General features: G+C 51.2%; 14 protein-coding genes. 7 read left to right on the top strand and 7 right to left on the bottom strand.

Annotated elements, in window-relative coordinates:
• Positions 1 to 2: 2 nt before the first annotated feature.
• Positions 3 to 398: an outer membrane protein assembly factor BamE gene (locus HMPREF2661_RS06340; RefSeq protein ID WP_003749079.1), complete on the bottom strand. Its 396-nt coding sequence runs from the start codon at positions 396 to 398 to the stop codon at positions 3 to 5.
• 151 nt (positions 399 to 549) lie between these two features.
• Here HMPREF2661_RS06340 and fur point away from each other — a divergent pair, with 151 nt between their 5' ends.
• The 3 genes from fur (at position 550) to dapD (ending at position 2,955) form a co-directional block, all read left to right on the top strand.
• Positions 550 to 1,047 carry a ferric iron uptake transcriptional regulator gene (gene fur / locus HMPREF2661_RS06335; RefSeq protein ID WP_079453813.1) on the top strand — a complete coding sequence of 166 codons (498 nt, stop codon included), beginning with the start codon at positions 550 to 552 and terminating at the stop codon, positions 1,045 to 1,047.
• A 77-nt stretch (positions 1,048 to 1,124) separates the two neighbouring features.
• A complete protein-coding gene (gene aat / locus HMPREF2661_RS06330; RefSeq protein ID WP_070822832.1) occupies positions 1,125 to 1,871 on the top strand; it encodes a leucyl/phenylalanyl-tRNA--protein transferase in 747 nt (248 codons plus the stop codon).
• A 262-nt stretch (positions 1,872 to 2,133) separates the two neighbouring features.
• On the top strand, positions 2,134 to 2,955 hold the full coding sequence (gene dapD, locus HMPREF2661_RS06325; protein WP_070822794.1) for a 2,3,4,5-tetrahydropyridine-2,6-dicarboxylate N-succinyltransferase: 822 nt from the start codon (positions 2,134 to 2,136) through the stop codon (positions 2,953 to 2,955).
• A gap of 199 nt (positions 2,956 to 3,154) precedes the next feature.
• Here dapD and HMPREF2661_RS06320 read toward each other — a convergent pair whose 3' ends face one another.
• From HMPREF2661_RS06320 to HMPREF2661_RS06305, 4 genes are all read right to left on the bottom strand, one after another.
• On the bottom strand, positions 3,155 to 3,949 hold the full coding sequence (locus tag HMPREF2661_RS06320) for a glycosyltransferase family 8 protein (RefSeq protein ID WP_070822792.1): 795 nt from the start codon (positions 3,947 to 3,949) through the stop codon (positions 3,155 to 3,157).
• Positions 3,950 to 3,986: 37 nt separating this feature from the next.
• A complete protein-coding gene (gene rmuC / locus HMPREF2661_RS06315) occupies positions 3,987 to 5,789 on the bottom strand; it encodes a DNA recombination protein RmuC (RefSeq protein WP_070822790.1) in 1,803 nt (600 codons plus the stop codon).
• A 1,031-nt stretch (positions 5,790 to 6,820) separates the two neighbouring features.
• Positions 6,821 to 8,185 carry a tRNA uridine-5-carboxymethylaminomethyl(34) synthesis GTPase MnmE gene (gene mnmE / locus HMPREF2661_RS06310; RefSeq protein ID WP_070822789.1) on the bottom strand — a complete coding sequence of 455 codons (1,365 nt, stop codon included), beginning with the start codon at positions 8,183 to 8,185 and terminating at the stop codon, positions 6,821 to 6,823.
• Between the two features lie 91 nt (positions 8,186 to 8,276).
• Positions 8,277 to 8,933: an NAD(P)-dependent oxidoreductase gene (locus HMPREF2661_RS06305; RefSeq protein WP_070822787.1), complete on the bottom strand. Its 657-nt coding sequence runs from the start codon at positions 8,931 to 8,933 to the stop codon at positions 8,277 to 8,279.
• A gap of 119 nt (positions 8,934 to 9,052) precedes the next feature.
• Between HMPREF2661_RS06305 and HMPREF2661_RS06300 the strand changes: the two genes are divergently transcribed.
• The 4 genes from HMPREF2661_RS06300 (at position 9,053) to ubiG (ending at position 12,086) form a co-directional block, all read left to right on the top strand.
• Entirely contained in the window at positions 9,053 to 9,943 is an 891-nt protein-coding gene (locus HMPREF2661_RS06300) for a LysR family transcriptional regulator (protein WP_070822785.1), read from the top strand.
• Positions 9,940 to 10,212 (top strand): GIY-YIG nuclease family protein, encoded by a 273-nt coding sequence (locus HMPREF2661_RS06295; RefSeq protein WP_003749065.1) that lies wholly within the window; start codon positions 9,940 to 9,942, stop codon positions 10,210 to 10,212. Before HMPREF2661_RS06300 ends, HMPREF2661_RS06295 begins: the two co-directional genes overlap by 4 nt.
• A gap of 464 nt (positions 10,213 to 10,676) precedes the next feature.
• Positions 10,677 to 11,210, top strand: coding sequence for a c-type cytochrome (locus tag HMPREF2661_RS06290; RefSeq protein ID WP_070822783.1), 534 nt, complete (start codon positions 10,677 to 10,679; stop codon positions 11,208 to 11,210).
• A 162-nt stretch (positions 11,211 to 11,372) separates the two neighbouring features.
• Complete coding sequence (gene ubiG, locus HMPREF2661_RS06285; protein ID WP_070584652.1) at positions 11,373 to 12,086, top strand: bifunctional 2-polyprenyl-6-hydroxyphenol methylase/3-demethylubiquinol 3-O-methyltransferase UbiG; 714 nt, start codon at positions 11,373 to 11,375, stop codon at positions 12,084 to 12,086.
• Between the two features lie 156 nt (positions 12,087 to 12,242).
• On the opposite strand, the gene HMPREF2661_RS06280 is transcribed toward ubiG, so the two are convergent.
• Both HMPREF2661_RS06280 and HMPREF2661_RS06275 read right to left on the bottom strand, forming a co-directional pair.
• Positions 12,243 to 12,713: a CYTH domain-containing protein gene (locus HMPREF2661_RS06280; protein ID WP_070822779.1), complete on the bottom strand. Its 471-nt coding sequence runs from the start codon at positions 12,711 to 12,713 to the stop codon at positions 12,243 to 12,245.
• Between the two features lie 38 nt (positions 12,714 to 12,751).
• The gene (locus tag HMPREF2661_RS06275) at positions 12,752 to 13,171 is read right to left on the bottom strand and encodes a CopD family protein (RefSeq protein WP_070822777.1); all 420 of its coding nucleotides are present in this window, start codon (positions 13,169 to 13,171) and stop codon (positions 12,752 to 12,754) included.
• Positions 13,172 to 13,231: the final 60 nt, after the last annotated feature.

Here is a 13,231-nt window from a genome sequence, read left to right as displayed (position 1 = left end):
CCTTATTTCGGCTTGGTTTCGGTGGTCGGAACGATGTTTTGTCCGGCTTGAACCGCTTCGATGGATTTTTGAATGGCATCGCCTTCGGCGCGTGCAAGGACGTCGTTTTCAAAGTACAGGGTCAGGTTGCTTTGTTCTTTGATGATGCCGTTGCGGCTGGTGTTGAAAGTGTAATCCCAGCGGTCGGCATGGAAGGCGTCGCGCAGGAGCGGCGTACCGAGCAGCAGTTGGACTTGGTCGCGGGTCATACCTTGGCGCAGGGAAACCACGGCGCGGGGGTTGAGCTCGTTACCTTGAATGATTTTGAGTTTGTAGGATGGAAAGTTGGATACGCGCTCGGCACTGCATGAGGCCAGACCTAAAATAGCGGCGATGGCAAGGCATAAGGCTTTATTCACGGGCTTACCTTTCTGTGTCATTTCGGGAAAGATGTTTATCATCGCTTGAATATTTTTAAAAAGCAAACGATAATCATCTTCTTAATTTTTCTTTTCGCCGATTTTCAATTGCAAGACCGGCGGCAGATTGCCGTCCTTTAACGGCCCAATAGTGGGCAAACGGGCGGAAAGTGCGTATTATAACGGTTATTACCTTACAGGGATATTGAATATTATGGAAAAATTCAGCAACATTGCGCAATTGAAAGACAGTGGTTTGAAAGTTACGGGTCCGCGTTTGAAAATTTTGGACTTGTTTGAAACTCATGCCGAGGAGCATTTGAGTGCGGAAGATGTGTACCGCATCCTGTTGGAAGAGGGCGTGGAAATCGGCGTGGCGACGATTTACCGTGTGCTGACCCAGTTTGAACAGGCCGGCATTTTGCAACGCCACCATTTTGAAACCGGCAAAGCGGTTTACGAATTGGACAAAGGCGATCACCACGACCACATCGTCTGCGTGAAATGCGGCGAAGTAACCGAATTCCACAATCCGGAAATCGAAGCGCTGCAAGACAAAATCGCCGAAGAAAACGGCTACCGCATCGTCGACCACGCGCTGTATATGTACGGCGTATGCGGCGATTGCCAAACCAAAACCAAACGTTAATCAGTTTGGATGTTGATTTTTCAGACGGCCTTGGGCATTTTCCGCTTGAGGCCGTCTGAAACTTTATGGGCTTTGCGATGAAGATTCCTTTACTTGCGCCACGGGATTATCGTTTCCCCGACCCGTCTTACGCTTTGGCCGAATGCGACGGCTTGGTCGGCGTCAGCGGCGATTTGGATACGGGGCGGCTGTTGTCGGCGTATGGGCAGGGGATTTTTCCGTGGTTTAGCCGTGACGGTTGGTTTTTCTGGTATGCGGTTGCGCCGCGTGCCGTGATTGTGCCGGAAAGCCTGCATATCGGCCGATCGCTCACCAAAACTTTGCGCCACAAGCCGTATCGGGTAACGGTCAACCGCTGTTTTGAAAAAGTGATTGCCCATTGTGCCGATGTGCCGCGTCCGGAACAGGACGGAACGTGGATAGAACCTGCGTTTCAGACGGCCTATTTGAAGCTGCACCATCAGGGGCATGCGCATTCGTTTGAATGCTGGCTGCCGGATGAGCAAGGCGAAATGCAGTTGGCTGGCGGGTTTTACGGCGTGCAAATCGGCTGCGTGTTTTATGGCGAGTCGATGTTTGCTTTGCGTCCCGATGCGTCCAAGATTGCATTTGCCTGCGCCGTCCCGTTTTTGGCGGATTTGGGCGTTGCGCTGATAGACTGTCAGCAGGATACCGAACATATGCGCCGTTTCGGTTCGCAGTTGATGGGTTTTGCCGACTTTCAGACGGCCTTGAAGGATTTGAATGCGAAACCGTTAAAGCGGAATATTGAATGCGGCGTGGTGGCTGAAAATCTGCTGCAAAAGATTGGCGGCGAAGATTGATTTATCGGCACGGCGTGTCGGTAGAATCGACAGTCTGCATATTGCGGCTGGGAAGCTGGTTAGAAAATAAATGCCATTCCATTCACGTGAACAGGCCGTCTGAAAATCTTGGCTTAGCCGAAATCTGGCCGTGTAACGCGCGGCGCTCATCATGTTAATAGCTGACGAAATCGCTTTTACATGGCAAAATAACGAGTTAAAAATTTGTAATAGGGTGGCCTGAATAGGTTTCAGACGGCCCTGATCTCTTGAAGGAATCAACATGTCTTTGCAAAACATCATTGAAACGGCTTTTGAAAACCGTGCCGAAATCAATCCGAATACCGTTACCCCGGAAGTGCGTGAAGCGGTTTTGGAAACCATTCATCAACTCGACTCCGGCAAACTGCGCGTTGCCGAGCGTTTGGGCGTGGGCGAGTGGAAAGTCAACGAATGGGCGAAAAAAGCCGTATTGTTGTCTTTTCGCATTCAGGACAATGAAATCCTCAACGACGGCGTGAACAAATACTTCGACAAAGTGCCGACTAAATTTGCCGATTGGTCGGAAGACGAATTCCGCAGCGCAGGTTTCCGCGCAGTTCCGGGTGCGGTTGCCCGCCGCGGCAGCTTTGTGGCGAAAAATGTCGTGTTGATGCCTTCTTATGTCAATATCGGTGCATACGTTGACGAAGGTGCGATGGTCGACACTTGGGCGACTGTCGGCTCTTGCGCGCAAATCGGTAAAAACGTGCACTTGAGCGGCGGTGTCGGCATCGGCGGCGTACTCGAACCCTTGCAAGCCAGCCCAACCATCATTGAAGACAACTGCTTCATCGGTGCGCGTTCTGAAATCGTCGAAGGCGTGATTATTGAAGAAGGCAGCGTGATTTCTATGGGCGTGTTCATCGGCCAATCCACCAAAATCCTCGACCGCACTACCGGCGAAATCTATCAAGGCCGCGTACCGGCTGGTTCGGTTGTCGTATCCGGCAGCATGCCTTCTAAAGACGGCAGCCACAGCCTCTACTGCGCAGTTATCGTCAAACGTGTGGACGCGCAAACCCGTGCGAAAACCAGCGTGAATGAATTGTTGCGCGGTATTTAATCGGATAACGATGATGCCGGCTGGGGGTGGGTGGAAAAGCCTGCTTTACGGTCGGGGTTGAACACAAAACAGGCAGAATGTTCTGCCTGTTTTTTATGGCTTAAAGGCCGTCTGAAACGATTTCAGACGGCCTTTTGTTTTTGATGATGGGTTGTTTTAAGGTCAATTGAGGCAAGGGAAGGGTATTCCCTGTCTGAGATTACGCTTCCGGCCAGTCGGCGCAATAGTATTGCCAATAGATTTCTTCAAAAGGAATCTTGCCGTAATCGCACAACCACGGTTTGGCGCGTGTGGTGTAGTGGATGATGGGCGGAACGGTGTCGGGTTTGGGGAATACTTCGCTGAGGTTTCGTTTTTGGAAGTATTCGACTGCGCCTGTTTGGAAATTCCAAGATTCTTCTAGTTGCAGCCAGTTTTCTTGAAATACGGTGTTTAGAAAGCATTGGTCGCCGTAGGGGACGGCTTTATCAATGGTGGCGGCGGTTTGCAGCAGTTGCTCCGCGATATTGTGTTTGCGCCATTGACCCAAATCGGCCAGCAGCATGCCGGAATTGAAATAGGGCGTGGTGTGCAGGCCGGTCGGATGGTTCCAATCGGTACGGGTGAGATAGGAATCTTGTACGGCGGCGACGGGATAGCCGCGCATATCGAGGTTGAATAAATCGTGCAGGGATTGGGTAACCACCATATCGCTGTCGAGATAAAGGGCGCGGTCGACGGGCAGGTGCTGCATCATCAGGCGGAAAAATGCGGCATCCGAAATATGGGACAGGCGGCGATATTGGCTGAAGTCCATTTCAATTTTGACGTCATTCAGACGGCTGCCGCTGGCGGCGAGTTTTTGGTTGGTATAGTTGATCCATTCTTTCCTGAAGGTGTTGTGCATAAGGTAGAAATTGACACCTGTATTGTGCGTACAGACGGACTTCATTAGGGTATGAACCTGCTCGGCGTAGCCGGTATCGGCGGCAAGGACGATGGTGATGTTGCTCATTGGTTAAATTCCCTTTTTTACAATGTCTTGGAGTTGGTCAGTTATTTTCTTGATTTTGCGTCGTGGGTAAAGCGGCGTGATCTTCGGTTTCCGACACGGCCTTTTCTACTAAATCCCGTTGCAGCTGTTTGCCGGCCTTGATGCCCAATTTGCGCAGTTTTTCGGTGCTGCTGATGAGGTTGCCCCTGCCGGAAACCAAGCGGCTGTAGGCCGTCTGAAACTGGGATTGTGCCTGGCTGAGCGCTTTATTGATGCCGTCCATGCTTTCGACAAAGCCGACAAATTTATCATAGAGTTTACTGCCTGCTTCGGCAATCGCCAGCGCGTTTTGGTTTTGCTGCTCGTTGCGCCAGATGTTGGCAACGGTGCGCAGGGTGGCGAGCAGGGTGCTGGGGCCGGTCAGCATGATGCGTTTGTCGAAACACTCTTGGAAGAGGTTCGGATCGTGTTGCAGGGCAAGGAGGTAGGCCGGTTCGACAGGGACGAACATAAAGACGAAGTCCAGCGTTTTGACGCCTTCAAGGTCGGTGTAATCTTTTGCTGCCAAGTTTTTGATGTGGGTGCGGATGCTGGCGACGTGGTTGGCAAGCTCGCGTTCTGCTTCTGCGCCGGTGCTTTGCGTATAGCGGACGTAGGCGGTCAGCGATACTTTGGAGTCGATGACGATTTGTTTGTTGTCGGGCAGATTGATGAGGACATCGGGCTGGAGGCGGCGTTGGGTGCCGTCTGCCTCGTGGCGGACGCTGGAGGCTTGAACGATGTATTCGCGGCCTTTTTGCAGACCGGAATTTTCCAATACGCTTTCCAAAATCATCTCGCCCCAGTTGCCTTGGGTTTTGTTTTGCGTGCCGGTCAGTGCGGTAGTCAGCGCTTTGGCATCGTGGTGGAGCTGGGTGTTGAGGGTTTGCAGGCGTTTGAGCTCGTTTTCGATGGTCAGGCGTTCTTTGGCTTCTTTTTCGTAGGTTTGTTGAACCAGCTCGCTGAAGCCGTGGATGCGTTCGTTGAGCGGATTGAGCAGTTGCTGGAGATGGTCGTGGTTTTGCTCGGTAAAGCGGCGGCTTTTCTCTTCCAAAATAGTGTTGGCGAGGTTTTGGAACTGATCGCTCAGGTTTTGACGCGCATCTGCCAGCAGGGCCAATTTTTCTTCGGCGGCCTGACGGTCTTTTTCCGATTGGGTGTTGAGGCGCTCGTTTTGGACTTGAAGTGCGTGGTTTTGCTCCAAAAGGGCGGCGTATTCTTGTTTCAGACGGCCTTTTTCGGCTTCCTGTTGCTGTAAAAGGCTGTTTTTGTCGTCGATATTGGCTTTTTCTTGGGTCAGTTGTGTGGAGAGTCGCTCGTTTTGGACTTGCAGCGCATGGTTTTGCTCTAAAAGTGTGTCGTAGTCTTGTTTCAGACGGCCTTTTTCCGTTTCCTGCTGTTGCAAAAGCGTATTTTTATCCGCACTCAATGCTTGTTCTTGAACCAGTTGCGTGTTTAGGCGTTCGTTGTTGATTTGCAGGTTTTGCGCGCTTTGCTGCCATTTTGCACATTCGTGTTTTAAGGTTTCGGCTTCGGCCTCGCAATCTTGCAGATAGGCAATTTGTTTTTCGGCCGCGGCAAAGCGGTTGCCCGTCTCCTGCAATTCATCTTGTAATTCCTGCACGGTATGGCGGCTTTGCGCCAAGTCCGCTGCAGTTTGAGTCTGCACTTGTTCGGCAAACTCATGCAGGCGGCGGGCTTCGGCCAATTCTTGCAAAACGGTAAAGTGTCGGCTTTGGGCTTGGTAGCGTGTTATCAGCCAAGCAAACAGCGCGCCGATAAAAAATGCGGCCGCGCCGGTCAAGATTAGGGTGGTGTTCATGCTGGAAATAGTCAATACGCGGAATGTTTCACTATATCATATATTTGCAACGCATTTTATGGTCGGATATGCGCTAGAAACGTGTGTTTTCTTTAAAAGAAGCTATCAAAGGTATTGGTTTTGACTAATTAAATATTTTTGTTGTAAAAAATCTAAATTCATAAAATATTGAATTTTAAAATGTATTTTATTTAGAGTGCAATTTTGCAACAAAAAAAGCGGGATTTTATGGGGAAAATGAAACACGTTTGTAGTGCGTATGTAATCAAGACATCGGTGTCATCTGGTAAGACATCGGTGTCATTTTCAAAAAATAATGAAAATTAACAAAAAATATTAGTATGTTTGATTTTTGTGCTATATATTTACGATTAAACTGTATTAGTTTACATTTAAAACGGTATGATTCGCCCTGTCGGTAGCGTAGATGCCGATGAAAAAAATGTGTATGTTGTTAAATAACATTTTGTTTCTATGAAAAAGGACTACTTAAAATGGGACATTTAATAACGCTTGCTGCCGCTTCTTTAATCGGTATGTCCGGAATATCGGCTTCAGCCATCGGCATCTCCCGTAATATCGAAACGGCCATACACAAATAATTCAATTATAAACGAATCAATTACAATACCTTAGAAAACGCAACTTAGGCCGTTTTTCGGCCGACAGACAAGAAAGTGAGACAAACAATGAAAACTTTAATCAAACTGGCTGCAGCCTCTTTAATCGGCATGTCCGGCCTGACCGTCGGCGCAACCAATATCGCCTACAATATGGCTGATGCCGACAAATAAAAACACACAACGCTTCCTCAAATAAATACACAGAAAAGAGTCAGAATGAAAAATTTAATCAAATTGGCCGCGGCTTCTCTGATCGGCATGTCCGGTTTGACAGTGGGTGCGACCAATATCGCAAAAAATATGGCAGAAGCTGCCAATAAATAAACGCAAGTGAAATTAAGTTTGTTTTGGTGATAAAAAAGGCCGTCTGAACATTCAGACGGCCTTTGTATTTGATGGCAAACCGTTTTATTTGCCGATGCAGAAGCGCGAGAAAATCACGCCCAGCAAATCGTCGGCGGTAAATTCACCGGTAATTTCGCTGCACGCGTTTTGGGCGAGGCGCAGGTGTTCGGCGAAAAGCTCGATTTGGTTGTTGTTGCAGAGGGCGGCGTTTTCCAGCTCGGCTTCGGCTTCGTGCAGGGCGTTGAGGTGGCGGCTGCGGGCGAGGAACAGGCTTTCGCTTTCGCCCTGCCAGCCGACTTCCTGCAACAGCGCGTGTTTGAGCAAGTCGAGACCCGCGCCGGTTTTGGCGGACAGGCTGATGACACTTTCCGCACCGGTTTGCGCGAGGCCGTCTGAACGGACGGCGACAGGTTCGCCGGTCAGGTCGGCTTTGTTGTGGATTTCGATTTTTTTCAAACCTTCGGGCAGGCTGTTCAAAATGGCTTGGGTTTTGGCGTTCACGCCTTCGCGCGGGTCAATCAAAATCAGGGCGACATCGGCTTCGGAGACGGCTTTGCGGCTGCGTTCAATGCCGATTTGCTCGACCACGTCGTCGGTTTCGCGCAGGCCGGCGGTGTCGATGATGTGGACGGGCACGCCGTCGAGAGTGATTTGTTCGCGCACGGTGTCGCGGGTGGTGCCGGCGATGTCGGTTACGATGGCGATGTCGTCGCCCGCCAAGGCGTTGAGCAGGCTGGATTTGCCGACGTTGGGCGCGCCGACGAGGACGACGTTCATGCCTTCGCGCAAAATCGCGCCTTGTTCCGCGCTGGCGAGGACGGTTTTCAGACGACCTTGCAGGGCTTGGAGCTTGCCGCGCGCGTCAGCGGCTTCGAGAAAATCAATGTCTTCTTCGGGGAAGTCTAGCGTGGCTTCGACCAACATCCGCAAGGTAATAAGGTCGTCCACCAGCTCGTGTATGTGTTGGGAAAACGCGCCTTTGAGCGAACGCAACGCCATACGTGCGGCGGACTTACTGGAGGCGTCGATGAGGTCGGCAACGCTTTCGGCTTGGGCAAGGTCGAGTTTGTTGTTGAGGAAGGCTCGTTTGGTAAATTCGCCCGGCTCTGCCATACGCGCGCCCAGTTCGAGGCAGCGCGAGAGCAGCATGTCCATTACCACGGGGCCGCCGTGTCCCTGCAACTCAATCACATCTTCACCGGTAAAGCTGGCAGGCGCGGCGAAGTAGAGCAGGATGCCGTTGTCTAGCGGCTGCCCGTCGCCGTCGAGAAAGTCGGTGTAAAGCGCGGTACGCGGTTTGGGCGTTTTGCCGCCGCTGAGGGTTTGCGCCAAAGGCAGCAGGTTTTTGCCGGAAAGACGGATCACGCCGACGCCGCCGCGTCCGGGTGCGGTGGCGATGGCGGCGATGGTGGGTTGGGGTGCGGACATGGGAACTCGCGTATAGATAAATTTAATGTGCGTATTATAGCAAAAGGCCGTCTGAAACTTTGGGTTTCAGACGGCCTTTAAATTGAGACGATTAAACAGTGGCAACGGTAAAGCGTTCAAACAAATGCGCTTTGTTTTCCACATCGTCGGCGATGGCGACTGCCAAATCGGCCACGCTGATGCCTGCCGGAATTTCACCATCCATCAGCAAATCATCTTTGCCCAAGCGGTATTTGCCGGTTTTGTCTTCGCTGAACCCGCCGTCCGCGCCCAGTCGTGCCGGAGGGGAAACGAAAGACCAGTTCACGTCGCGGCGCGGCAGGAGTTCTGCCAAGAGATGGCGTGCGGCATTGGCGCCGTCGAAAATTTCTTTCGGGAAGTCGGGCGTATCGATAACTTGCAAACCGGGTGCCACATACAGGCTGCCTGCGCCGCCGACGACCAACAAATAAGGCACTTGCGCTGCTTTTGCCGCTTCGACGATGCTGTTTGCGCCGCGTGTAAAATCCGCGCCGATGTTGGGATTGGTCCAGCCGGGATTGAACGCGCTGACCACGGCATCAAAGCCTGCCAGTTTGTCGGCGAAGTCCGCCGCGTTGACATCTGCGGAGACGGCGGCAATATTTTGCGCTTGGAACACTTTGTCTGTATTGCGGGCGAAAGCGGTTACTTCATGACCGCGGCCTGCCAGTTCTTGCACGACTGCGTTGCCGACATAACCTGTTGCACCGATAACTGCGATTTTCATGTTTGACTCCTTGTGGGGATGTGATTGATTAGATGAGTGCATTGTAAGGTCGTCTGAAACGCTTGATAATCCCTGTTTTACTGTTATGATTGTGAAGTTGAGCTACATAATCAGTCGAAATGCAAGACATCAAACCCCTGCTCGTTTTCGCCGCCGTCCTCGAACACGGCAGCATGAACGCCGCTGCTGCCGCGCTGGGCATAACTCCGTCGGCGGTCAGCCAGCACATCAACCGCCTCGAAACCCTGCACGGCATCAAGCTGTTAAACCGCAGCACGCGCAGCCTTGCGCCGACCGATGCCGGCCGCGCCTTGGGCGAATACTGCCGCCGTCTCGCCGCCACCCTTGCCGATACGCGTACCGTTATCGACAATCTGAAAACAGAACCCGTCGGCGAATTGCGTATTTCCCTGACTTCTACGGTCATCGAATCCCGTGCTTTTCAGACAGCCTTTTCGCGATTGCAAACCGAGTTCCCTAAAATCCGTCCCGTCCTCAATTTCAGCGATACTTTGGACGACCTGCAACACAATCAGACCGACATTGCCATACGCGGCGGCGACCGCGCTTTGGACGATCCAAACCTTGTTGCGCGCCATCTCGTGACTTGGCCGTACATCATTTGCGCCGCGCCTGATTATCTCGACCGGCATCCGCCCATCACCCATCCCTCTCTGCTTCATGCGCACCGTTGGCTGCATTTTTTGCCTGTCCGCACCACCTTGCAACACGGCGGAGAAAGCTATTTCCTCGACGTTGCCGACAGCATTGCCTGCACGCATCTTGCCGCCGTGTGCAGACTGACCGAAAGCGGTTTCGGGTTGTCTTTACAAGTGGGCGGCGAAGTGAGGGAGAAAATTGCCCAAGGCCGTCTGAAAGTGGTTTTACCCGAATGGACATTGCCGCCGGTCAGCCTCTATTTGGTCACGCCTTATCGTGTACAGTCTGCCAAAACCGAGGCTGCCGTGCGCATTTTTACCGAGAGTTTTGCCAAGGAAGGGGATTTATGAACGCGGAAAATTGGTGTGTTTACCTGATTTTGTGCGAAAACGGCGCGTTTTATTGCGGCATCAGCAACCGTCCGCAAGAGCGGTTTGCCGCTCATTTGTCAGGAAAAGGCGCGAAATACACGCGTTTGAACAAGCCTGTCGAGATGCGCATCGTTTCAGACGGCCTGACTAAAAGTGAGGCGTTGAAACGGGAAATCGGGATTAAGAAATTGACGGCGGAGCAGAAGCGGGGCTTGTGGGCTGAAGCTGAAACCTTGGCAAAAGGCTAATGGCATTGGATTAAATCGTAGTCGGAATATGAAAATCTCTATAAACAAGTAAGCCTGCCGGTGTCTTTTGTATGGCCAAGCGGCAAATGTTTATTAACATGATTCAAAAAGGCCGTCTGAAACCTGATTGGGGTTCAGACGGCCTGGTTGGGATGGGGATGGCTTTCAGGTTGACGCTACTTATGGAGAAGTCGGTAAAAAGTTGAATTCTAAAAGAAACTTTGAAAATAAAATGAGTAACTGCTTGAACAATAAAATGAAAGTTATCGCGTTTCATGACAAATGGGGTGAATTTCTATCCGAGTAGAGAGGTGGTGTCAATATGTTTTTCAGTTTTTGAGACAAAATCTGATTTATACCAATATTTATTATAGTGTAGGTCGAAAGTATTAGTTTCTATGCTAGAATTTTTAAGCTGTTTATATAAAACAGTGATTTAAACTAAAACTAAGGAAAGACCGAACATGAACAAATTACTGATTGCCGTAATGATGATGGCTGGTTTGACAGCTTGTTCCCAAGAGGCTAAACAGGAGACTCAAGAGGCTGCTCAAGCCGTTGCATCTGAAGTTAAAACCGAAGCCGCTTCTGCTGCCGATGCGACTGCATCCGCCGCTCAAGAAGCAGCTGATAAGGTTGAAGCCGCCGCCAGCAAAGCAGAGGAAGCCGCCAAACCTGAAGAAGCCGCCAAGCCCGAAGAGAAAGCCGAAGCGCCTGCCGCTGAAGCCAAGCCTGCCGAATCCGCCAAAGTGGACGGCAAAGCTGTTTTTGAAGCGAACTGTAAAGCATGCCACGGCGGCTTGATTCCCGGCGCTCCGGCCGTAGGCAAAAAAGAAGACTGGGCGCCTCGCATTAAACAAGGCAAAGACACCTTGCACAAACATGCCCTCGAAGGCTTCCAAGCCATGCCTGCCAAAGGCGGCAACGGCAGCTTGAGCGATGATGAAGTGAAAGCCGCAGTTGACTACATGGCCAACGAATCCGGCGCTAAATTCTAAATCGTACCGATTGAAACGCACCTTGCCACAAGGTGCGTTTTTTATGGGCAGGAGGATGAAAGTTGAAATAGTGCCGATAAACAGGCAAAGGCCGTCTGAAACATTTTATTTTGAAGCGCAATCGGCTAAAATCAGGCGAATGATTTTATGCAGGAGCAAACCATGAGCAATCAACACGACAACGTAGATGCCGGCGAAATCGCCAAGTTCAGCCAAATCGCCGACAAATGGTGGGATAAAAACGGCGAATTCAAGCCCCTGCATGACATCAACCCCTTGCGCCTCGACTATATCGACGGCTATGCCGGATTGGCAGGCAAACGTGTGCTGGATGTAGGCTGCGGCGGCGGTATTTTGTCAGAAAGCATGGCCAAACGCGGCGCAGAACACGTGACCGGCATCGATATGGCGGAAAAATCCCTGCAAACCGCCGCTGCCCATGCGGCCGCTCAACACGTTGCCAATATCGATTACCGCTGCATCCGCGTCGAAGACCTCGCCGCCGAGCAGCCGCACAGCTTTGACGTGGTAACGTGTATGGAAATGATGGAACACGTTCCCGATCCGTCCGCCATCGTTCAAGCCTGCGCGAAACTGGTCAAACCTGACGGCATGGTGTTTTTCTCCACCATCAACCGCAATCCCAAATCTTATCTGCATCTGATTGTCGGCGCAGAATATCTGTTGAAATTCGTCCCCAAAGGCACGCACGACTGGAAGAAATTCATCACGCCGGCAGAACTCGCGCGCATGTGCCGCCAAGCCGGATTGGATACCGTCGGCAGCAAGGGCATGACCTACAATTTGTTGAGCGGCCGTTATTCCTTATGCGACTCGACCGAGGTCAACTACATGGTGGCCTGCCGTCCGGCGTAAGGTTACACGGATAAAACACACGGACTTGCCCGATATTTGAAACGGTATGTCAAAAGCAGCTCGATACAAATATCGGTAAGGCAAATCAGGTCGTCTGAAAAGAAAAAAAGGCATGTGCGATACATGCTTTTTTTGTGTGTAGAGTGGTTGCCGCCCTTATTCCGTCCAAGACGAATACGGATGTTTGCTCAAATACGCATTGGTGAATTTACCGTCTGCCGTGATTTCCTTGCCCAGCCAAGACGGTTTGGAAAACTCGGTATCTTCAGACGGCAATTCGATTTCCGCCACAATCAAGGGCGCATTGTCGCCGAAATATTCGTCGATTTCATACACAAAGCCTTCAAATTCGACCCGATAGCGGTATTTTTCCATTTTAAACGGGCACATATCCGCCATCATCGCCTGCGCGTGAGCCAGCGGGATTTCGTATTCAAACTCGCTGCGCGTCATGTCGGAAATATAGCCTTTCAGGGTCAGCCATGCTTGCGAACCGATAATCCGCACACGGATGGTGCGCTCTTTTTCTACGCTCAAATAACCTTGTTGCAACACCAGCGGCTCGCTTGCCGCTTCGCGCCAACTGTCATCCGCCAGTAAAAAGCGGCGTTCGATTTCGACCGTCATGAATTCTTTCCTTATTTACCAAACAGGCCGTCTGAAGATCAAAACGGCTTGAAAACCACCATATAAAGCGCGGCCACCATCATCAAAACGGGGAGTTCGTTGAATACCCGATACCAGCGGTGCGAATACACATTGCTGCCGTTTTGAAAACGGCGCAGCAGCAGGCCGCAATAAAGCTGATAAGCCAAGAGAAGCAGGCCGCACAATAATTTAACCGCCAGCCAGCCGTTGCCCCACCAATTGTTGACAAAGCCGATGGCCGCGCCGAATATCAGTGTTCCCCAGCCCAAAGGCGACATAAAGCGGTACAGCCGCCGCGACATATCCGTCAGCCGTACATATTCCGCGCTGCCGAGTTCTAATTGCGCCAGATTCACATAAATCCGCGGCAGATAAAACAGTCCTGCAAACCAAGAAATCACAAAAAATATGTGCAACAGCTTAAACCACAAATACATTTCAGACGGCCTCAACACCTAAAACCGTTATTTTATCCGCAATGCGGCCCAAGCCGAAAC

The sequence above is a fragment of the Neisseria sp. HMSC061B04 genome (genome assembly GCF_001836705.1).
GTDB lineage: Bacteria > Pseudomonadota > Gammaproteobacteria > Burkholderiales > Neisseriaceae > Neisseria.
Note: the sequence above shows the minus strand (reverse complement) of the source record. Positions and strands in the feature narration are given on the sequence as shown.